Below are 19,453 nucleotides of genomic sequence, written 5' to 3' on the forward strand. Positions count from 1 at the left end.
GGCAGCCAGTGGCGCTTGCCGTGGCCATTTCCCCCCAGAACACCCTGAAACGCTACCGATGACCCGCACGCCGGTGTACCGGCTCTCCCCTGTTTTGGATGGCCTGCGCTTAATGATAGTTGGGAATCCGGGAGGTCAAGGCGAGATGCCTAATTAGTTTGGGCGCACCGTTCGTCAGAAACGGCGCGAGCCCAAGCGTCACGCGGGGTAGCGGGGTTTAAAAAAATTATTGCGAATCGCCTGTGGCAATTTCCGCAGGATACGTCGTACGCCACAGCTCAAAGCCGCCGTCCAGGCTGTAGACATCGGAGAAGCCCTGGCTGACCAAGTAGGCCGCCGCGCTCTGGCTGGAGTTGCCGTGATAGCAGGCCACGATCACGGGTGCGTCGAGGTCGGCGGCGCGGATGAAGTCGGCGATATTGTGATTGTCCAGATGCCGTGCGCCCTTGATGTGGTTCAGGGCGTAGGTCTGGGGATCCCGGATATCCACCACTACGGCGCCTTGCTCGCGCAGGGCCTGGGCTTGTTCGGGAGGGATACGTTTGAATTCGCTCATGGCGGGCTCCTTGGGCGTGCGGCAAGCGGCGTCTAGCGCTTGGCGGCAGCGGGCAGTGTTACGGGAAGGGGAGATTCACACTGGCAGCTCAGGCGCTCGCCGGTGTCGATGTTCATCAGGGTCATGGCCCCGCCCCACACGCAACCGGTGTCGAGGGCGAATACGCCGGGTTCGTCGCAGTGACCTTCGAGGGCGGCCCAGTGCCCGAAGATGATCTTCGTGTCGCGGGTCTTGCGCTCCTTGTGGGCGAACCAGGGTTTGTAGCCGGGCAAGGCGGTGTCGGCGCCTTCCTTGCTCTTGAGGTCGAGTTTGCCTTCGGCGGTGCAGAAGCGCATGCGCGTGAAGTAGTTGGTAATGACCCGCAGGCGGGCGACGCCGGTCAGATCGTTATCCCACTTCACTGGCTCATTGCCGTACATGCCGTCCAGATAAGTGGCGAACAGGGTGTCATCGGCCAGGACGGTTTCGACCTCGGCGGCACACTTGAGGGCCTTTTTCAGGGTCCACTGCGGCGCAATGCCAGCATGTACCAAGGCGGTATTGCGCCCCTCGTCGTAGTGCAAGAGCGGTTGTCGGCGCAGCCAGTCGAGCAATTCGGCGCGATCCGGGGCTTCGAGGATTTCCCGCAGGGTGTCGCCTTTTTTCAGACGCTCGATGTTATTGCCGGCCGCCAGCAGATGCAGGTCGTGGTTGCCCAGCACGCAGACCAGGGAGTCGCGCAGGCCATAAAGAAAGCGCAGGGTCTCCAGGGATTGCGGGCCGCGGTTGACCAGGTCACCCACCAGCCACAGGCGATCCTTGGCCGGGTCGAAGGCTACGCGATCAAGCAGGCATTTGAGCGGCTCCAGGCAGCCTTGCAGGTCGCCGACAGCATAGGTTGCCATCAGTGCAGGGCTCCGGGCACCGCCAGGCGGAAGGGAGCAATGATGGCGTCGAAGTGTTTGCCGTCTTCGGCAAGCATCTGGTAGCTGCCTTGCATCGTGCCGACCTTGGAGGTCATCACGGTGCCGCTGCTGTAGGTATGGCTGGCGCCGCTGTCGATCAGGGGCTGTTGGCCGATGACGCCGGCACCGCGCACTTCCTCGACATGGCCGTCACCGTCGGTGATCACCCAGTGACGCGACAGCAGCTTGGCGGGCACTTGGCCGTTGTTCTTCACCGTGACGGTGTACGCAAAGGCAAAGCGGTTCTGTTCGGGTTGGGATTGTTCCGCCAGGAAGCGGGTGACGACGCTGACGTCGATCTGATAGCGAGGATCGGACATGCAAGAGGCCTTAAGAGCAAAAGCGGAGGACAGCAGATGCGGATCAGTCTAGGCCATGAGGTGGGCACTAGGCCAGACATGCTGTATGACCTGATGTCCACCCTTGTAGGAACCGGCTTGCCGGCGATGGGTCAGTCGGCAGCGGGTGCAGGCTGAATCGCTAGCTGGTCCGCCAGGCGTACAAACGCGGCGAGGTCCAACTGCTCCGGGCGCAGGCTGCCGTCGACACCGGCGGCTTCGATCTCGGCGTTGCTCAGCAATGCCTTGAGTGTATTGCGCAGGGTCTTGCGACGCTGGTTGAAGGCTTCGCGTACCACTCGTTCCAGCAGGCGATGATCCTTGGCCGGGTGCGGAAGAACCGCGTGTGGCACCAGGCGCACAATGGCCGAGTCAACTTTTGGCGGCGGGTTGAACGCGCCCGGACCCACATTGAACAGGTGCTCGACCCGGCAGTGGTACTGGACCATGATCGACAGGCGACCCCAATCGCCGCCGCCAGGGCCGGCCGCCAGGCGCTCGACCACTTCCTTCTGCAACATGAAATGCATGTCGCGGATGATCCCTGCGTTGTTCAGCAGGTGAAAGATCAGCGGCGTGGAGATGTTGTAAGGCAGGTTGCCAACCACACGCAGGCTGTTGGGCGCGGCATTGAGGCTGGTGAAGTCGAACTTCAGCGCATCGCCCTGGTGCAGGTTGAAGTTGGGCATGCCGGCGAATTGCTGGTTGAGGATAGGGATCAGGTCCTTGTCCAACTCAACCACATCCAGTTGGCCACCGCTATTGAGCAGGCCCTGGGTCAGCGCGCCCTGGCCCGGGCCGATTTCCAGCAGGCGGTCTTCGGGCTTGGCATGGATGGAGCGCAGGATGCGGTCGATAACGCCGGCATCGTGCAGGAAGTTTTGCCCGAAGCGCTTGCGCGCCCGGTGTTGGTAATGCTCGGTCATATACGGGTCTCGGCCATCTGATAGGCGGTTTCCAGGGCCACGTGCAGGCTGCCGGTATCGATCTTGCCGCTGCCCGCCAGGTCCAGGGCGGTGCCATGGTCGACGGAGGTGCGGATGATCGGCAGGCCCAGGGTCACGTTGACTGCGGCGCCGAAACCTTTGTATTTCAGCACGGGCAGCCCCTGGTCATGGTACATCGCCAGCACTGCATCGCAGTGCTCCAGATATTTGGGGGTAAACAGAGTGTCGGCGGGCAATGGGCCACGCAGGTCCATGCCTTCTTGGCGCAGACGCTCTAGTGTGGGTTCGATGATGTCGATTTCTTCATGGCCCAGGTGGCCGCCTTCACCCGCGTGGGGGTTGAGGCCGCACACGAGGATTCGCGGCTGGGCGATGCCGAATTTCTGTTGCAGGTCAGCGTGCAGGATGCGCGTGACGCGTTCCAGGCGCTCTGGCGTGATGGCATCGGCAATCTGGCGCAAGGGCAGGTGAGTGGTCACCAGTGCCACGCGCAGGCCACGGGTTGCCAGCATCATCACCACCTGTTCGGTGTGGGTCAGCTCGGCAAGGAACTCGGTATGGCCGGAAAAGGCGATACCGGCTTCGTTGATCACGCCTTTATGCACCGGCGCCGTGATCATCCCGGCGAAGTCACCGTCGATGCAGCCTTGTCCGGCGCGGGTCAGGGTTTGCAGGACGAAGGCGGCGTTGGCTTTGTCCAACTGCCCGGCGACCACCTTGGCCTGCAGCGGGGTGTCCCACACGTACAGGCTGCCCGCGGGTGCCGGTTGGTCGGGCCAGTTGCCCGGCGAAACGGGCAGCAAGTCGACAGCCACGCCCAGTTGCGTGGCCCGCTCAAGGAGCAGGTCACGGCTGGTAACGGCAATCAGGGGATGAGGCTGGGCTTGCGCGGCGAGCAGCAGGCACAGGTCTGGACCTATGCCGGCCGGCTCGCCGGGTGTCAACGCGAAACGCTGGGGTTTCACTGGGCTGCCTGGTCGGTGCCTGTTGTGTCGGCGCCAGGGAGCTTATTTTCCACGTAGGCTTCGTCACGGATCTGACGCAGCCAGGTTTGCAACTCTTCGTCGTATTTGCGGTTACGCAGTACGGTCAGTGCTTGCTGCTCACGGGCCTGGGTGGTGTTGTCGGTGGCGCGGCGGCCAAGGACTTCCAGGACGTGCCAGCCATACTGGGTCTTGAACGGCTTGGACAGCACGCCTTGCGGCGTATCGTTCATGACTTGCTGGAACTCGGGCACCAGGGCTCGTGGGTCGATCCAGTTCAGGTCGCCGCCGTTGAGGGCAGAACCCGGGTCTTCCGAGAAGCTTTTGGCCAGGGTGGCGAAGTCTTCACCGCCTTCGATGCGCTCATAGATCTTTTGCGCCAGCTCCTTGGTTTGAGCCTCGGTGCGGATTTCACTTGGCTTGACCAGGATGTGACGGACATGCACTTCGTCCTTCAACGAAGCCTCACCGCCGCGACGCTCCAGCAACTTCAGAATGATGAAGCCGCCAGGGGTGCGCGCAGGTTGGGTGATGCCACCCACTTCCATGGCGCTTAACTCGCGGTCAAACGGTGGTGGCAGTTGAGCGGCTTTACGCCAGCCCATATCACCGCCTTCGAGGGCGTTGTCGCTGCCTGACTGGGCAATGGCCATCTGCGCAAAGTCAGCACCGGCCTTGAGACGGTCATAGATCGCCTGGGTCTTGGCCGCTGCGGCGTTGAGCTGCTCGGCGTTGGCGCTGTCTGGCGTCGGGATCAGGATATTGGCCAGGTGCAGTTCTTCGGAGAGCTGCATCTTGCCCAGGTCCGAGGCCAGGAAGTTCTTCACTTCCTGCTCCGATACCTGCACGCGTTCGGCCACACGGCGCTGGCGCACACGGCTGATGATCATTTCGCGGCGGATCTGGTCACGGGCGTCCTCATAGGACAAACCGTCATGGGCCAGGGCCGCGCGGAACTGATCAATGCTCATGTTGTTGCGTTGAGCGATGGTGCCGACGGCCTGGTTCAGCTCTTCGTCGGTGATACGGATGCCGGAACGGTCGCCAATCTGCAATTGCAGGTTTTCGACGATCAGGCGTTCCAGCACCTGCTGGTCCAGGACGCTGGTCGGTGGCACGCCACCGCCACGCTTGGCGATGGTTTGCTGAACTTCCTTGACCCGTTGGTCGAGTTGGCTCTGCATGATCACGTCGTTATCGACGATGGCCACTACCTTGTCCAACGGTTGCACTGCAGCGTGTGCCGCTGCAGTACCCAGGAACAGCGCGCCCAGCATCAGCGGGCGCAGACAATCAGAAAGCTTGATCTTCACGTTCACGATAACCTTGGATGCCTTTGTCGAGGAAGCTCTCTACCTTGGCGCCAGTCAGGCCGCCGAGTCCTTTGAGGACGATTTGGAGGAAGAGCCCGTGGTCGCCTTTTTCGTTCTGCGGGGCGATCTGGGTGTATTCGTCGTTGGAAACCCAATAACGGTTGATCACGCGCAGTTTCCAGCAGCAGTTGTCGTACTCGAAACCACCAAAGGCTTCCAGGGTACGGTTGCGTGCGTAGTCATACTGCCAGCGGGTGATCAGGTTCCACTGCGGAACGATCGGCCACATCATCGAGAAGTCGTGTTGCTGGATTTTGTAGTAATCCTTCTCGAAACCTGGCTGCCCTTCGGTGCCGTAATCGCCGCCAAACTGCCATTTGCCGGTCAGCTGGTTGTAGACGACCTGGTCGTTGCGATAGCGGTAGCCAACGTTGATAACCTTGTTCGGGTTGTCTTCTGGCTGATAGTGGAACATCGCGCTGCCGGAACGGGCGGCGTGCTCCTCGGTGTCCCAGTTGTAGTCGGCAGTGGCGCGCCAGTCGCGGTTGAAGCGGAACTCGTAGTCCAGGGCAATTGGCGAGACGTCCGACTGCGAGTCGGCACGGTCGGCGGCTACGATGCCAGGCAGTTGAACCTCGCGGTCCTTGAAGTATAGCGCCTGGCCGATGGCCACACGCTGACGCTCAAAGCCGTTTTCTTCGATCCAGCGGCTGGTCACGCCCAGGGACAGTTTGTTTTCGTCGCCGATCCGGTCAGTGCCCGAGAAACGGTTGTCGCGGAACAGCGAGTTGTAGTTGAACGTGGTTTCGCTGCTATCGAATACCGGGATATCGGACTGGTCTTTCTCTGGAACATAGAGATAGAACAGGCGCGGTTCCAGGGTCTGGGTGTAGTTTTTGCCAAACCATTGGGTGCTGCGGTCAAAAAATAGCCCGCTGTCGACGCTGGCGATTGGTATGGAGCGATCTTGAGAGCTCTTGAATTTCAGCCCTGCGTCAGCCATATCCTTTTTACCGCTGCCGTCAAGGTCAAGATCGTACCTGGTGTAGGCATACTTGAGTTTCGGAGTGATGAAACCGTAGCTTGAGGTCATCGGCAGCGAAACGCTGGGCGCCACATTCAACCGGGTCCCGTTGGCACGAGTCAGGCCTCTTACATACGTATCGAGGCGATCTTCACCTACAGTGCCGTCTGCGTTGAAAGGCCCACCATCTTTGTTAGTGATTTTGCCAGTCCTCAGATCCCGATCAAACCGCACAGCCTCGGCGTCATAAGCAAAGTACAGCCCGCCAGGACGGTAAGGCAGTGCGCCATTGATGGTTAACTGCGGCAACCGATTATATGGGGTGATCTGGGAGATCGTCGCCAGTTCGTAGGCTTGCAAATTCAACTGAGCGGTATAGGTATCGCCGCGATAGCTGGCAGTGCCTTGCTGGTTCACGAACTCACGAGACTCGACGCCAATCTGATTGGACTTCAAATCCTGGAAGTAGAACGGATCGCTGATCTTGGTGTAGTCGACCTCAGTCAGTAAGCGCGAATCCAGCCCACCCTTGTGTTGCCAATTGATCATGTAGCGGGTTTTGTCGTAGTCGCTCTGCTTCTTCCGCTCGTCGCTGTCATCGTTCAGGTACGCGCCGCCGAACTGACCTTCGCTGGACTTGGTGAGGTAGCGGAATTCGCCCTCCATCAACATGCCGCGCTTGGTCATGTATTGCGGGTACAACGTGGCATCGTAGTTCGGCGCCAGGTTGAAGTAGTACGGTGTCACCAGCGTAAAGCCACTTTCACCACCCGAACTGAAGCTCGGCGGCAGGAAGCCGGACTGACGACGATCGTCAATCGGGAAGTAGATGTACGGGGTGTACAGGATCGGGATGTTCTTGACCCGCAACGTCGCGTTGGTCGCCGTACCGAAGCCGGTGGCCGGGTTCAACGTGATGTTGTTGCCGCGCAGTTGCCAGGCGTTGCTGTCCGGCTCGCAGGTGGTGTAGGTACCATCCTTGAGGCGGATGATCGCGTTTTCGGCACGCTTGGCGTACAGCGCGTTACCGCGGATGCGCGATTTGTGCATCACGTATTCGGCGTTGTCGATCTGGGCCGCACCCGTGTCCAGCTGGACCTGGGCGTGGTCGCCGACGATCAGCGCGCCATTGTCGCGCAGACGCACCTTGCCGTTCAGCTCGCCACGGTTCTCGGCCTGGTACAGGCTGGCCTCGTCGGCCTCGACCTGCATGCTGCCCTGGCGCATTACCACGTCACCGGCCAGGGTTGCGACTTGGGTTTCCTGCTCGTAACGAGAGGCCTTGGCACCGATGAAGGTCGGCGCGTCGCTCTTGTCCGTCTTGTCGTTCATGCCAGGACGGATCGGCTCGATGTACGCACCGGCGCAATAAGGACCGGTTTCGGCCAGTTGCGCGGCGGTGAGTTTCTCGCGAGGGACCCAGTCCAGGTGGCTGTAGTCGGCGCTACGCGAGCGCAGGCCACGGCCCTTGGATTCGGTGACCAGCTTGGTCTGCGGCACGGCTTCGGCACCGCCAGCTTCGCCTTGCGGCGTGCCGTTGGCCGAGCTGACGGCACTGCCGTCATGCACCGGACGCGGTGGCAAAGGGGCTGCGCTGGCTTTTGGCGCGCAATCCCAGGCACCCGAAGCAGAGACTGAGCAGTCATACTGTTCCGCGGCGACCACGAATGAGGTGGCGAAAGGTTGCATGGCCAGCAGACTGCCGGTTACCAGCAACGGAAATTTTCTACGAAACGCGGGGGATTTCAATGCCATCTTATTAGTCCGGGCTTCCTGCGTGCCATCTGCCCGCGGTGTGGGCCGCACGCCTCTCGATGGTCTGAAAAAGATGCGTGATAATAAAGCATGACCCGCTTGACGGCTAGCGCCGTCGGAGACCCTTGTAATGCCCGACCAAGATCTACGTTTGCAACACCTGAAAGTCTGGCTCGATCAGCAGTTACCCGAGCTTTTCCTTGCCCAGGGATGGGGCCCCGTACCCCCGGCTACATTGACTGCGGCCAGCAGCGACGCGAGTTTCAGACGGTACTTCCGTTGGGAGGGCGCAGGTCGCACATTTGTCGTGATGGACGCTCCGCCCCCCCAGGAAAACTGCAAACCTTTCGTCGATATCGCGCGAATGTTGGCTAAATCAGGAATAAATGTTCCACAAATTTTTGCTGAGGATCTGTCCCAAGGCTTTCTTTTGCTCAATGACCTGGGCAAAAACACCTACCTGGATGTGATTGACGGGGAAAATGCCGACCAATTGTTTGCCGAGGCCATCGACGCGCTGCTGGCGTTCCAGCAATTGCCGATGGACGCCGGCTTGCCCAGCTACGACGTGCCGTTGTTGCGCCGGGAGCTGGAGTTGTTCCCCGAGTGGTACGTGCGCCGGCACCTGGGCATCGAGTTCGATGCGCAGCAGTCGGCCCTATGGCAGCGGGTCAGCCAGTTGTTGATCGACAGCGCCCTGGCCCAGCCCAAGGTCCTGGTGCACCGCGACTATATGCCGCGCAACCTGATGATCAGCGTGCCGAACCCTGGCGTGCTGGACTTCCAGGACGCGGTCTACGGCCCCGTGACCTACGACATCACCTGCCTGTTCAAGGACGCCTTCCTCAGTTGGCCCCAGGCACGGGTGCGCGAATGGCAGCGCGGCTATTGGCAGCGTGCTGGCCAATTGGGCATTCCGGTACAGGCGGATTTTGAAGACTTCCTGCGTGCCAGCGACTTGATGGGGGTGCAGCGGCACCTCAAGGTCATCGGTATCTTCGCGCGTATCTGCCACCGTGATGGCAAGCCGCGCTACCTGGCGGACGTGCCGCGCTTCTTTGCCTATATAGAAGCGGTGCTGGCCGATCGGCCGGAACTGGCCGACCTTGGCGAGTTGCTGTCGAGCCTGCGCCAACCGGCCGAGGCCCACGTATGAAGGCCATGATCCTGGCGGCCGGCAAGGGCGAGCGGATGCGTCCGCTTACCTTGCACACTCCCAAACCACTGGTCCAGGCCGGTGGCAAGCGCCTGATTGAGTACCACCTGGAGGCGCTGGCGAAAGCGGGGTTCACCGAGATCGTCATCAACCATGCCTGGCTGGGCCAGCAAATCGAGCATTACCTGGGGGACGGCGCGCAGTACGGCGTGCGCATCCAGTATTCGCCCGAAGGCGAGCCGCTGGAGACCGGTGGCGGGATTTTCCAGGCCTTGCCCCTGCTGGGAGACGAGCCGTTCCTGGTGGTCAATGGCGATATCTGGACCGACTACGACTTTGCCCGCCTCAAGCAGCCCTTGAGCGGCCTGGCGCACCTGGTGATGGTCGACAACCCGGCCCATCACCCCAGTGGTGGCGATTTCTATATCAAGGACGGTTTGCTTCATGATGCAGCGCCCGATGCCGATAACCTGACCTTCAGTGGCATTTCGCTGCTGCATCCCAAGCTGTTTGCGGGTTGCAGCGCCGGTGCCTTCAAGCTGGCGCCCTTGTTGCGCGCAGCGATGGCTCAAGGCTTGGTCTCGGGGGAACACATGGATGGACGCTGGATTGACGTCGGTACGCTGGAGCGCCTGGCGCAGGTAGAAAACCTGCTGACCGTGGGCCAGTAAGATGCTGTGGCCAGGGACTTTGATCGGCGCCGGGGCGGGGTTTGCCATCGCCAGTATTCCGGGGGCCATGCTGGGTGCGCTATTGGGCCAGGCGCTGGATCGACGCCTGCAATTGCGCAGTTGGGCGCAACTGCGCGAGCGCCTGGGCGGCCGTCCGGCGCTGCGTAACGACGAACTGCTGTTTGTGTTGCTGGGCCGTTTGGCCAAGAGCAACGGGCGGGTGGTCGACGGGCATATCCAGCAGGCGCGGGTGGAGATGCGCGCGCTGGATATGACCGAGCCGGCCCAGCGCCGGGCGATTGCGGCGTTCAATCGGGGCAAGTCGGGGACCGATCGGGTGCGCAGTTACCTGCGCGTGCTCAAGTCCCAGCCCCATGCCGCAGAAGGCGTGCTGCGTGCCTGCTGGCGCATGGTCTGGGCCGACGGCAAGGCCAGCCTCGCCGAGCGCGACCTGATCGACCTCTGGGGCAAGTGGCTGGGGTGGACGCCGCAACAGATCCAGGCCCTGGCCCACGACTACGAGCCGGAGCGCAAGCCCCTGGCCACTCGTGGTGGCACCTACCAGGAAGCCCTGCGGATTCTAGGGGTGACTGCCACGACAGAGCCGGCTGTGATCAAGCGTGCCTACCGACGACTGCTCAGTCGCCATCATCCGGACAAGATCGCCGGCAGCGGCGCCAGCCCCGCGCAGGTACGCGAGGCTACGGAGCGTACGCGCGAGCTGCATAGCGCCTACACGGTGATCCGTGAGCAGCGGGATTTCCGCTGACCTTACAGGAGCCGGCTTGGCGGCGAGGGGAGGTGGGTCAAGTCCCGCTGCCTTGCGGGCTCAACCAGCCGCGAATACGCCGGTACAACTGTTCCTGGGCCGCTGAACTATTGCCGGGGATAGTCTTCAACGACACCTGCTTATAGTTGTCATTTTTCAGTCGTTTGCTCGCCTGGCTGCGTTCCAGCGCCATTTTGCTGGCCTGGGCATTGTCCTGGTAGAAGACATCGGCCGTTGCCAGCTTCAAGGTCGGCGCCAACTGTTGCAGGTTCGGTTGGCGGCCTATCGGCGTTTGCGCCGCGACCATAATGAATTTCTGCACCTGCGCGGGTTGTTTTTCGCTCAGGTAGCGCGCTGCCCACCAGGCCCCGGTGCCGTGGCCCAGCAGCACTACGCTGCGGGCGTTCTGGGTCTGGGCATAGGCGACGGCGGCATCGATGCGGGCGAAGATACGGGTCTCATCGGTCTTGTCCTGCTCATCCGCGCCGGGGACCACGGCCGGGTCGGTGCCTTCGGCTTCGGCGCTGGCGGCCTGTTCGATCGGCTTGGGCGCGGCGGTGCTGGCATCCTTGCTGCTGGTGTCGACGGCCGAGTCGGGGGCCTGGATGATTCGGGGCGCCAGGGTGTCCAGGCTCTGGTCCGGCAATGACAGGCTCAGGCTGCCCCACTCGGCATCTGGCAGCTTCTGGCGCAAAGGCCCGACGGCTTGCGGCCAGTCAGCGGTTTCCCCGGTGCCGGGGACGATAATCACCACGCCTTGCGGCTCGGCGCTGTTGGCCGGCTTCCACAGGGCCAGGAATGACTCGTCGCCAGCCTGCAATTGCTGCTGCTCCTGAGGCGGCAGTTGTCGCTCCAGGGCGCTGGCTTCCTCCTGGCTGCGCTCGAGCAGAGGCTGGCGTTGCGGTGGCTTTTCGGCGGAAGCCGGCGCGGTGTCAGCCGCCTGCACGCAAAAGGTGCTGGTAAACAGGAGCGACAGGCACAATGCTGGCAGTGTCGAACGGTGAAGCAGGGGCATAGTGCAATTCCGGCCAGAAGTGATCCCGGCAGCCTAATGGGTTGGATGTGAGATGTGAATGATGATTTTTCGCTGTCTGCTGGTTATCGGCTATCTGTGCTTTCCCTTGATGGCAAGTGCTGCGCCCGCGTCCGTGGTGTCGCCGGCGGTGCTCACCCCCCAGCAGCGCGAGTGGCTGGCGCAGCACCCGCAACTGCGGGTCGGCGTGGTGTTGCAGGCGCCTTACGCGCAATACGACCGGCGCCTGCAGCGGTTGTCCGGGGCCAATGTCGAGCTGATGCAGGCATTGGCCAAGGCGTTGAACATCGAGCTGAGCTGGCGCAACTTCCCCACGCAAGAACAGTTGGAGGACGCCTTGCGCGAGGACGCGGTCGACCTCGCGCCGGGCCTGCTGCAAACCCCGGCTGGCCTGCGCCTGTGGTTGTTTTCTGACCCGTATATGCGCGTGCCCCAGCACATCGTCGGCATTCGTGACGGCAGCGGCGCGGTGGACCTGGAAAAACTCGACGAACACTCAAGGGTCGCCGTGCGCATGCCCAGCGCCGTGGCTGATTACCTGCGCAGCAATTACCCCAACCTGAACCTGCAAGGCGTACCCCTGGAGCGCCAGGCCCTGCAATTGTTGGTCAGCCAGCAGGCGCGCTATGCCGTGATCGATGAGGCGCAGTTGAGCCGGCTGTCGGTCGAGCCAGAGTTCGCCAGCCTGGCGGTGGTGGGTGATATTGGCTTGCCGCAATTGCTGCGGGTGGCCACCCGGCGTGACTGGCCGGCCTTGGCGGACATTGTCGAGAGCGGCCTGCGGGCCATTCCCGCCCGTGAGCTGGAGCAATTGCACGCCCGTTGGCTGCAAGCCAAATACCCACGGCTGTCGGAATCACCGGGGTTCTGGCAAAACCTCAGCCTGTTGCTGGGCCTGTTGTTGCTCGCGTGCCTGGCGGTTGCTGTGTGGCAGCGTCGGCAAAAACATGCCCTGGAGCACCAGTTGCTGGCCGCGCGCGAGGAAAGCGCTGCCCGTGCCGCAGGCGCCGAAGCGTTGCGCCTGACCCAGTTTTCCATCGATCAAAGCACCGTCGGCATCCTCTGGGTCAACTGGGACAGCCATGTGCGCTACGCCAACGTCGCCGCCGAAGCGATGCTCGGCTACGGCCCGGGCGCGTTGATCGAACGCCCGTTGATCGAGTTCGAACCCAACTTGAGCATGGACCGCTGGCTGAACCTGTGGAAACGCGCCCGGGCCAGTGAAGACGGGCCGCAGAGCTTTGCCACCCAGTGCCTGCGCGCGGATGGCAGCCTGTTGCCCACGGATGTGTCCCTGAGTTTTCTGCGCTTTGCCGGTGGCGAATACCTGGTGGTGTACCTCAACGACGTTACCGAGCGCCGCCGGGCCTTGGCCGCGTTGCAGGAAAGTGAAGCGCGCCTGCAAGGCATCGCCGCCAATGTGCCGGGGTTGGTGTTTCGCCTGGAGCGCCTGCCGTTGAGCGCTGCCATCGATTTTGCCTATATCAGCGAGGGCAGTGAGCGCCTGGTGGGTTATTCGCCGTCCGTGCTCAGCCACCGCGATGTGGGGCTGCGTAGCCTGGTACACCCGGATGATCGCGCCAGTTATCACCAGACCCAGGACCAGGCCATCGACACCGAGAGCAACTGGTCGTGGCAGGGCCGCATCCTCACTCGGCAAGGCGAGCAGCGCTGGGCCGAGATCAAGGCCGTCACGCGACGCCTGGATGATGGCGCGGTGGTCTGGGACGGGATCGTCTGGGACATCAGCGACAGCAAGCGCATCGAATTGGAACTGGACGCTTCGCGGGCGCAGCTGCGCGAGCTGTCGGCCCACCTGGAGACCGTGCGCGAGGAGGAGAAAGCGCGGATCGCCCGCGAAGTCCACGATGAGCTGGGGCAAATGCTCACGGTGCTGAAGCTGGAAACCTCCATGTGTGAGTTGGCCTACGCGCAATTGGACCCCGGCCTGCACGAGCGCCTGAACAGTATGAAGCGTCTGATCGCGCAGTTGTTTCAACTGGTCCGTGATGTGGCCACCGCGCTGCGCCCGCCGATTCTCGACGCCGGGATCGCGTCGGCCATCGAATGGCAGGCGCGGCGGTTCGAAGCGCGCACGCAGATCCCTTGCCTGGTGCAAGTGCCGGATAATCTGCCGGCATTGAGCGACGCCAAGGCCATCGGCCTGTTCCGCATCCTGCAAGAGGCGCTGACCAATGTCATGCGCCATGCCCAGGCGCATACTGTGGAGCTGACCCTGGTGCTGGAGGGGGCCAATCTGCGCCTGACCATCAGCGATGATGGCGCAGGGTTCGTCCCCGCGCCGGGACGCCCGGTGTCGTTTGGCCTGGTGGGTATGCGCGAGCGGGTGCTGATCATGGGCGGGCGGTTGACCCTCGACAGCGAGTTGGGGGAGGGCACCACCCTGAGCGTTACAGTGCCGTTGGATTCGCCATAGATCCCTTGTGGTCTTGCTCCCACATTTTGAATGTCGGCGTTTAATCGCTATAGAGAGAGGAAATTGCCGTGATCCGCGTATTGGTAGCCGAAGACCACACCATCGTCCGTGAAGGCATCAAGCAGTTGATCGGCCTGGCCAAGGACCTGCTGGTGGTGGGCGAGGCGGGGAACGGCGAGCAGTTACTGGAAGCCTTGCGCCATACACCTTGCGAGGTGGTGCTGTTGGATATTTCCATGCCCGGGGTCAACGGCCTGGAGGCGATTGCGCGGATCCGTGCGCTGAACAATCCACCGGCCATCCTGGTGTTGTCGATGCATGACGAGGCGCAAATGGCCGCCCGGGCGTTGAAGGTCGGCGCGGCAGGGTACGCCACCAAGGACAGCGATCCGGCGCTATTGCTGACGGCGATCCGCAAGGTGGCCGCGGGCGGGCGCTATATCGACCCGGACCTGGCGGACCGCATGGTGTTCGAAGTCGGCCTCACCGACACCCGGCCGTTGCATTCGCTGTTGTCCGAGCGCGAGTTCTCGGTGTTCGAGCGTTTGGCCCAGGGTGCCAACGTCAACGATATCGCCCAGCAACTGGCCCTGAGCAGCAAGACCATCAGCACCCACAAGGCGCGGTTGATGCAAAAACTCAACATTACCTCCCTGGCAGAACTGGTGAAGTACGCGATGGAGCACAAACTCCTGTAGGCGCCCGGCTTGCCGGTGGTGGCTATCTTGAGGGCGCCATCGCCGGCAAGCCGGGCTCCTACAGGGAGGCGTATCTATTTGCGACACCCCGGCAGCACCCCGCAGCCCATGCCTGCGGCTTGTCGCGTCCTCCTGGCCGCCCAACTGTCCCATGCCCGCCATCCGTGTAGGGCAATCCCTACCCTGAACCTTCCACCCTGCTGATGCCAATCTCTCCTGCGCCCCGATTTCCGGGGGCTTGCTCCTGGACTACGCTAGCTCCACAGCAGTCCAAAACACAAAGGTGCGGGTATGAGCGAGGTGGATTCAAATGATGTGCTGGTCAGCTTTCGTGGTGTGCAAAAGAGCTACGACGGCGAGAACCTGATCGTCAAAGACCTCAACCTGGACATTCGCAAAGGCGAGTTCCTCACCTTGCTGGGGCCGTCCGGCTCGGGCAAGACCACCAGCCTGATGATGCTGGCGGGCTTTGAAACGCCGACCGCCGGGGAAATCCTCCTGGCCGGGCGCTCCATCAACAACGTGCCGCCGCACAAGCGTGACATTGGCATGGTGTTCCAGAACTACGCGCTGTTCCCGCACATGACCGTGGCCGAGAACCTGGCGTTCCCCCTGACCGTACGCGGCTTGAGCAAGACCGATGTCAGCGAGCGGGTCAAGCGCGTGCTGAGCATGGTCCAGCTCGACGCCTTCGCCCAGCGCTACCCGGCGCAGCTCTCCGGCGGCCAGCAACAACGGGTGGCCCTGGCTCGCGCACTGGTGTTCGAGCCGCAGTTGGTGCTGATGGACGAACCCCTCGGCGCCCTCGATAAACAGCTGCGTGAACACATGCAGATGGAGATCAAGCACCTGCACCAGCGCCTCGGCGTGACGGTGGTCTACGTGACCCACGACCAGGGTGAAGCCCTGACCATGTCCGACCGGGTGGCGGTGTTCCACCAGGGCGAGATCCAGCAGATCGCACCGCCGCGCACCTTGTATGAAGAGCCGAAAAACACCTTCGTCGCCAACTTCATCGGCGAGAACAACCGCCTTAACGGCCGCCTGCACAGCCACACCGGCGAGCGCTGCGTGGTCGAGCTGGCGCGGGGCGAGAAGGTCGAGGCGCTGGCGGTGAATGTCGGGCAGATCGGGGGGCCGGTGACGCTGTCGGTGCGCCCGGAGCGGGTCAGCCTCAACGGTTCCAGCGAAAGCTGCAGCAATCGCTTCTCGGGTCGGGTGGCCGAATTTATCTACCTGGGCGACCACGTGCGTGTGCGCCTGGAAGTCTGCGGCAAGGCTGATTTCTTTGTGAAACAACCGATCGCCGAGCTGGACCCGGCGCTGACGGTCGGCGATGTGGTTCCGATTGGCTGGCAAGTCGAGCACGTTCGCGCACTCGACCCACTTCTAGAGGCGAACTGATCGCCCCCTTGGCTTCATCCAACCCTGCACGTGGAGAGAACAATAAATGTTGAGATCCCTGAAATTGACCGCCCTGGCCATTGGCCTGGCGGGTGCTTCACAGGTCATGGCAGGTCCTGACCTGACGGTGGTGTCGTTTGGCGGCGCGAACAAGGCGGCCCAGGTCAAGGCCTTCTATGCGCCGTGGGAAAGCGCGGGCCACGGCAAGATCATCGCCGGCGAGTACAACGGCGAGATGGCCAAGGTCAAAGCCATGGTCGACACCAAGAGCGTGTCCTGGGACCTGGTGGAAGTCGAATCGCCGGAGCTGTCCCGTGGCTGTGACGAAGACATGTTCGAGCCGCTGGACCCTGCACTGTTTGGCAACACGCAAGATTACGTGAAAGGCGCGATCCAGCCCTGCGGCGTGGGTTTCTTCGTGTGGTCCACCGTGCTGGCCTACAACGCCGACAAGCTCAAGGCGCCACCAGGCGGCTGGGTGGATTTCTGGGACACCCAGAAATTCCCCGGCAAGCGTGGCCTGCGCAAAGGCGCCAAATACACCCTGGAATTTGCCCTGATGGCTGACGGTGTAGCGCCCAAGGATGTCTACAAAGTGCTGGCCAGCAAAGATGGCCAAGACCGCGCCTTCAAGAAACTCGATGAGCTCAAGCCGTCGATCCAATGGTGGGAAGCCGGCGCCCAGCCGCCGCAGTACCTGGCCTCGGGTGATGTGGTGATGAGTTCGGCCTACAACGGCCGGATCGCTGCCGTGCAGAAAGAGAGCAACCTGAAAGTGGTGTGGAACGGCGGCATCTACGATTTTGATGCCTGGGCGATCCCCAAGGGCCTGGGCAAGGAACGCGCCGAGGCGGCGAAGAAATTCATCGCCTTCTCCGTCGCACCGCAACAGCAGAAAACCTATTCGGAAAACATCGCCTACGGCCCAGCCAATACCCAGGCCGTACCGTTGCTGGCCAAGGACATCCTCAAGGATATGCCGACCACCCCGGAAAACATCGCCAACCAGGTGCAGATCGATGTGAGCTTCTGGGCGGATAACGGCGAGCAGTTGGAGCAGCGCTTCAACTCCTGGGCTGCCAAGTAATAAGCCCCACCGCTAAACCCCTGTAGGAGCTGGCTTGCCTGCGATGGCATCACCTCGGTAGACGTGACACACCGAGGCGCTGTCATCGCGGGCAAGCCCGGCTCCCCCAAGGGGCCTTTCACACGGGTTCAACTGTAGATTTTCCGGAGTTTGCCATGGCCATCGCCGTTCCCTCGAACGAGGTCACCACCCCCAGCTTGAAACAGCGCCTGGCCCGTGCCGAGCGGCTTAACCGCTGGAAGGCCCAGGCCTTGATCGCGCCGCTGGTGGTGTTTTTGCTGCTGGTGTTCCTGGTGCCCATCGTTGCGCTGCTCTACAAAAGCGTCGGTAACCCGGAAGTGGTCGCCGGCTTGCCGCGTACCGTGGTGGCGGTGACCGCCTGGGATGGTCGCGGCTTGCCCGACGAGCCGGTGTATCAGGCTATCAGCGAGGACCTGGGCGAAGCCCGTAAAAACCAGACCTTGGGCGACCTGTCCAAGCGCCTGAACATGGAACTGGCGGGCTATCGCAGCCTGTTGACCAAAACTGCGCGGGCGCTGCCGTTTAGCGAAGTGCCGGCCTCTTATAAAGAAGCGCTGGAAAACCTCGACGAACGCTGGGGCGACCCCGCGTACTGGCAGGCAATCCGCCGCAACACCAGCAGCCTTACGCCTTATTACCTGCTGGCGGCCGTCGATCATCGGATCGACGACCTCGGTGAAGTCGCGCCGGCCACCCCGGACCAGGCGATCTACCTCGATATCTTCGCCCGCACCTTCTGGATGGGCCTGGTGATTACCGTGTGCTGCCTGCTGCTGGCCTATCCGCTGGCGTACTTGCTGGCCAACCTGCCGGCGCGGCAAAGCAACCTGTTGATGATCCTGGTGCTGCTGCCCTTCTGGACCTCGGTACTGGTGCGTGTCGCCGCGTGGATTGTGTTGCTGCAGTCCGGCGGCTTGATCAACGGCGCGCTGATGAGCCTGGGCATTATCGATAAGCCCCTGGAGCTGGTGTTCAACCGGCTTGGGGTCTACATCTCCATGGTGCATATCCTGTTGCCGTTCATGATTTTGCCGATCTACAGCGTGATGAAGGGTATTTCGCCGACCTATATGCGTGCGGCGATTTCGCTGGGCTGTCACCCCTTTGCCAGTTTCTGGCGGGTGTACTTCCCACAGACCTACGCGGGCGTCGGTGCCGGCTGCCTGTTGGTGTTTATCCTGGCGATTGGCTATTACATCACCCCGGCCCTGCTGGGCAGCCCTAACGACCAGATGGTCAGCTACTTCGTGGCGTTCTACACCAACACCAGCATCAACTGGGGCATGGCCACTGCGCTGGGCGGCTTGCTGCTGCTGGCGACCGTGGTGCTGTACCTGATCTACAACTGGCTGGTGGGCGCCAGCCGCCTGCGCCTGAGCTGAGGAGCGCCTCAAATGTCCAGCAGTCCTTATATGTCACCCATAGAGCGGGTGTGGTTCTACAGCTTGCGGATCCTCTGCGGCCTGATCCTGTTATTCCTGATCCTGCCGGTGCTGGTGATCATCCCGCTGTCATTCAACTCGGGGAGTTTCCTGGTGTACCCGCTGCAGGGGTTTTCGCTGCACTGGTACCAGGACTTCTTCGCCTCGGCGGAATGGATGCGTGCCCTGAAAAACAGCATCATCGTCGCCCCGGCGGCCACGGTGCTGGCGATGGTGTTCGGTACATTGGCGGCCATCGGCCTGACCCGTGGGCATTTTCCCGGCAAGGCGCTGGTGATGGCCCTGGTGATTTCGCCGATGGTGGTGCCGGTGGTGATTATCGGCGTGGCGAGTTACCTGTTCTTCGCTCCGCTGGGGCTGGGCAACAGCTTCTTTTCACTGATCGTGGTGCATGCGGTGCTGGGCGTGCCCTTTGTGATTATCACCGTGTCGGCAACGTTGCAGGGCTTCAACCATAACCTGGTGCGGGCAGCGGCCAGCCTGGGGGCATCGCCGCTGACCGCGTTTCGCCGGGTGACGCTGCCGCTGATTGCGCCGGGGGTGATTTCCGGGGCGCTGTTTGCCTTTGCCACCTCGTTCGATGAGGTGGTGGTAACGCTGTTCCTCGCCGGGCCCGAGCAGGCCACCTTGCCTCGGCAGATGTTCAGCGGCATCCGCGAAAACCTCAGCCCGACCATTGCCGCTGCAGCGACTCTGCTGATTGCCTTCTCGGTGGTGCTGTTGCTGACCCTGGAATGGCTGCGTGGGCGCAGCGAAAAACTGCGTACGGCACAGGTCTGACTGCTGAAACCCTATCATCTGTAGGAGCTGGCTTGCCTGCGATGGCCTCGACTCGGTGCATCAGGTGTACCGAGTCGAGGCCATCGCAGGCAAGC

Annotated in this window: 17 protein-coding genes; 9 read left to right on the forward strand and 8 right to left on the reverse strand. The window is 62.2% G+C overall.

Going from position 1 to position 19,453, the window contains the following annotated elements:
- Positions 1-226: 226 nt before the first annotated feature.
- From glpE to HBO11_RS16580, 7 genes are all read right to left on the reverse strand, one after another.
- A complete protein-coding gene (glpE, locus tag HBO11_RS16550; protein WP_169953808.1) occupies positions 227-556 on the reverse strand; it encodes a thiosulfate sulfurtransferase GlpE in 330 nt (109 codons plus the stop codon).
- Between the two features lie 32 nt (positions 557-588).
- A complete protein-coding gene (locus HBO11_RS16555; RefSeq protein ID WP_169953811.1) occupies positions 589-1,440 on the reverse strand; it encodes a symmetrical bis(5'-nucleosyl)-tetraphosphatase in 852 nt (283 codons plus the stop codon).
- Positions 1,440-1,820, reverse strand: a complete 381-nt coding sequence (gene apaG, locus HBO11_RS16560) for a Co2+/Mg2+ efflux protein ApaG (protein WP_076962233.1) — start codon at positions 1,818-1,820, stop codon at positions 1,440-1,442. Before apaG ends, HBO11_RS16555 begins: the two co-directional genes overlap by 1 nt.
- Positions 1,821-1,951: 131 nt before the next feature.
- A complete protein-coding gene (gene rsmA / locus HBO11_RS16565; protein WP_169953812.1) occupies positions 1,952-2,764 on the reverse strand; it encodes a 16S rRNA (adenine(1518)-N(6)/adenine(1519)-N(6))-dimethyltransferase RsmA in 813 nt (270 codons plus the stop codon).
- Positions 2,761-3,750, reverse strand: coding sequence for a 4-hydroxythreonine-4-phosphate dehydrogenase PdxA (pdxA, locus tag HBO11_RS16570; protein ID WP_169953813.1), 990 nt, complete (start codon positions 3,748-3,750; stop codon positions 2,761-2,763). Before pdxA ends, rsmA begins: the two co-directional genes overlap by 4 nt.
- Complete coding sequence (locus HBO11_RS16575) at positions 3,747-5,081, reverse strand: peptidylprolyl isomerase (RefSeq protein ID WP_169953814.1); 1,335 nt, start codon at positions 5,079-5,081, stop codon at positions 3,747-3,749. Before HBO11_RS16575 ends, pdxA begins: the two co-directional genes overlap by 4 nt.
- The gene (locus HBO11_RS16580; RefSeq protein WP_169953815.1) at positions 5,062-7,860 is read right to left on the reverse strand and encodes an LPS-assembly protein LptD; all 2,799 of its coding nucleotides are present in this window, start codon (positions 7,858-7,860) and stop codon (positions 5,062-5,064) included. The genes HBO11_RS16575 and HBO11_RS16580 overlap by 20 nt, the downstream gene beginning before the upstream one ends.
- A gap of 130 nt (positions 7,861-7,990) precedes the next feature.
- Here HBO11_RS16580 and HBO11_RS16585 point away from each other — a divergent pair, with 130 nt between their 5' ends.
- From HBO11_RS16585 to HBO11_RS16595, 3 genes are read left to right on the forward strand one after another with little or no spacing between them, the layout of a single operon-like run.
- A complete protein-coding gene (locus HBO11_RS16585) occupies positions 7,991-9,016 on the forward strand; it encodes a phosphotransferase (RefSeq protein ID WP_169953816.1) in 1,026 nt (341 codons plus the stop codon).
- On the forward strand, positions 9,013-9,687 hold the full coding sequence (gene murU, locus HBO11_RS16590) for an N-acetylmuramate alpha-1-phosphate uridylyltransferase MurU (protein ID WP_169953817.1): 675 nt from the start codon (positions 9,013-9,015) through the stop codon (positions 9,685-9,687). Before HBO11_RS16585 ends, murU begins: the two co-directional genes overlap by 4 nt.
- A 1-nt stretch (position 9,688) precedes the next feature.
- Complete coding sequence (locus HBO11_RS16595) at positions 9,689-10,456, forward strand: DnaJ domain-containing protein (protein ID WP_169953818.1); 768 nt, start codon at positions 9,689-9,691, stop codon at positions 10,454-10,456.
- Positions 10,457-10,493: 37 nt separating this feature from the next.
- Here the strand turns inward: HBO11_RS16595 and HBO11_RS16600 are convergent, their stop codons facing one another.
- A complete protein-coding gene (locus tag HBO11_RS16600) occupies positions 10,494-11,471 on the reverse strand; it encodes an alpha/beta hydrolase family protein (RefSeq protein ID WP_169953819.1) in 978 nt (325 codons plus the stop codon).
- A 58-nt stretch (positions 11,472-11,529) separates the two neighbouring features.
- Here HBO11_RS16600 and HBO11_RS16605 point away from each other — a divergent pair, with 58 nt between their 5' ends.
- The 6 genes from HBO11_RS16605 to HBO11_RS16630 all read left to right on the forward strand — a co-directional run bounded on the left by HBO11_RS16605 (position 11,530) and on the right by HBO11_RS16630 (position 19,358).
- Complete coding sequence (locus HBO11_RS16605; RefSeq protein WP_262381056.1) at positions 11,530-13,926, forward strand: transporter substrate-binding domain-containing protein; 2,397 nt, start codon at positions 11,530-11,532, stop codon at positions 13,924-13,926.
- 68 nt (positions 13,927-13,994) lie between these two features.
- On the forward strand, positions 13,995-14,624 hold the full coding sequence (locus HBO11_RS16610; RefSeq protein ID WP_169953820.1) for a response regulator transcription factor: 630 nt from the start codon (positions 13,995-13,997) through the stop codon (positions 14,622-14,624).
- A 291-nt stretch (positions 14,625-14,915) separates the two neighbouring features.
- Positions 14,916-16,028 (forward strand): ABC transporter ATP-binding protein, encoded by a 1,113-nt coding sequence (locus HBO11_RS16615; RefSeq protein ID WP_029296791.1) that lies wholly within the window; start codon positions 14,916-14,918, stop codon positions 16,026-16,028.
- A 46-nt stretch (positions 16,029-16,074) separates the two neighbouring features.
- Positions 16,075-17,115 carry an ABC transporter substrate-binding protein gene (locus tag HBO11_RS16620; protein WP_169953821.1) on the forward strand — a complete coding sequence of 347 codons (1,041 nt, stop codon included), beginning with the start codon at positions 16,075-16,077 and terminating at the stop codon, positions 17,113-17,115.
- A 155-nt stretch (positions 17,116-17,270) separates the two neighbouring features.
- Positions 17,271-18,518 carry an ABC transporter permease gene (locus HBO11_RS16625; RefSeq protein ID WP_169953822.1) on the forward strand — a complete coding sequence of 416 codons (1,248 nt, stop codon included), beginning with the start codon at positions 17,271-17,273 and terminating at the stop codon, positions 18,516-18,518.
- A 12-nt stretch (positions 18,519-18,530) separates the two neighbouring features.
- On the forward strand, positions 18,531-19,358 hold the full coding sequence (locus HBO11_RS16630) for an ABC transporter permease (RefSeq protein WP_029296783.1): 828 nt from the start codon (positions 18,531-18,533) through the stop codon (positions 19,356-19,358).
- Positions 19,359-19,453: the final 95 nt, after the last annotated feature.

The sequence above is a fragment of the Pseudomonas sp. WS 5010 genome, from assembly GCF_012985565.1.
Lineage (GTDB): Bacteria > Pseudomonadota > Gammaproteobacteria > Pseudomonadales > Pseudomonadaceae > Aquipseudomonas.

What these genes read in the sequence shown, in the direction of transcription:
- glpE (WP_169953808.1), bottom strand. Translation starts at nt 556, where the DNA reads ATGAGCGAATTCAAACGTATCCCTCCCGAACAAGCCCAGGCCCTGCGC.
- HBO11_RS16555 (WP_169953811.1), bottom strand. Translation starts at nt 1,440, where the DNA reads ATGGCAACCTATGCTGTCGGCGACCTGCAAGGCTGCCTGGAGCCGCTC.
- apaG (WP_076962233.1), bottom strand. Translation starts at nt 1,820, where the DNA reads ATGTCCGATCCTCGCTATCAGATCGACGTCAGCGTCGTCACCCGCTTC.
- rsmA (WP_169953812.1), bottom strand. Translation starts at nt 2,764, where the DNA reads ATGACCGAGCATTACCAACACCGGGCGCGCAAGCGCTTCGGGCAAAAC.
- HBO11_RS16580 (WP_169953815.1), bottom strand. Translation starts at nt 7,860, where the DNA reads ATGGCATTGAAATCCCCCGCGTTTCGTAGAAAATTTCCGTTGCTGGTA.
- HBO11_RS16585 (WP_169953816.1), top strand. Translation starts at nt 7,991, where the DNA reads ATGCCCGACCAAGATCTACGTTTGCAACACCTGAAAGTCTGGCTCGAT.
- murU (WP_169953817.1), top strand. Translation starts at nt 9,013, where the DNA reads ATGAAGGCCATGATCCTGGCGGCCGGCAAGGGCGAGCGGATGCGTCCG.
- HBO11_RS16595 (WP_169953818.1), top strand. Translation starts at nt 9,689, where the DNA reads ATGCTGTGGCCAGGGACTTTGATCGGCGCCGGGGCGGGGTTTGCCATC.
- HBO11_RS16600 (WP_169953819.1), bottom strand. Translation starts at nt 11,471, where the DNA reads ATGCCCCTGCTTCACCGTTCGACACTGCCAGCATTGTGCCTGTCGCTC.
- HBO11_RS16605 (WP_262381056.1), top strand. Translation starts at nt 11,530, where the DNA reads ATGATGATTTTTCGCTGTCTGCTGGTTATCGGCTATCTGTGCTTTCCC.
- HBO11_RS16615 (WP_029296791.1), top strand. Translation starts at nt 14,916, where the DNA reads ATGAGCGAGGTGGATTCAAATGATGTGCTGGTCAGCTTTCGTGGTGTG.
- HBO11_RS16620 (WP_169953821.1), top strand. Translation starts at nt 16,075, where the DNA reads ATGTTGAGATCCCTGAAATTGACCGCCCTGGCCATTGGCCTGGCGGGT.
- HBO11_RS16625 (WP_169953822.1), top strand. Translation starts at nt 17,271, where the DNA reads ATGGCCATCGCCGTTCCCTCGAACGAGGTCACCACCCCCAGCTTGAAA.
- HBO11_RS16630 (WP_029296783.1), top strand. Translation starts at nt 18,531, where the DNA reads ATGTCCAGCAGTCCTTATATGTCACCCATAGAGCGGGTGTGGTTCTAC.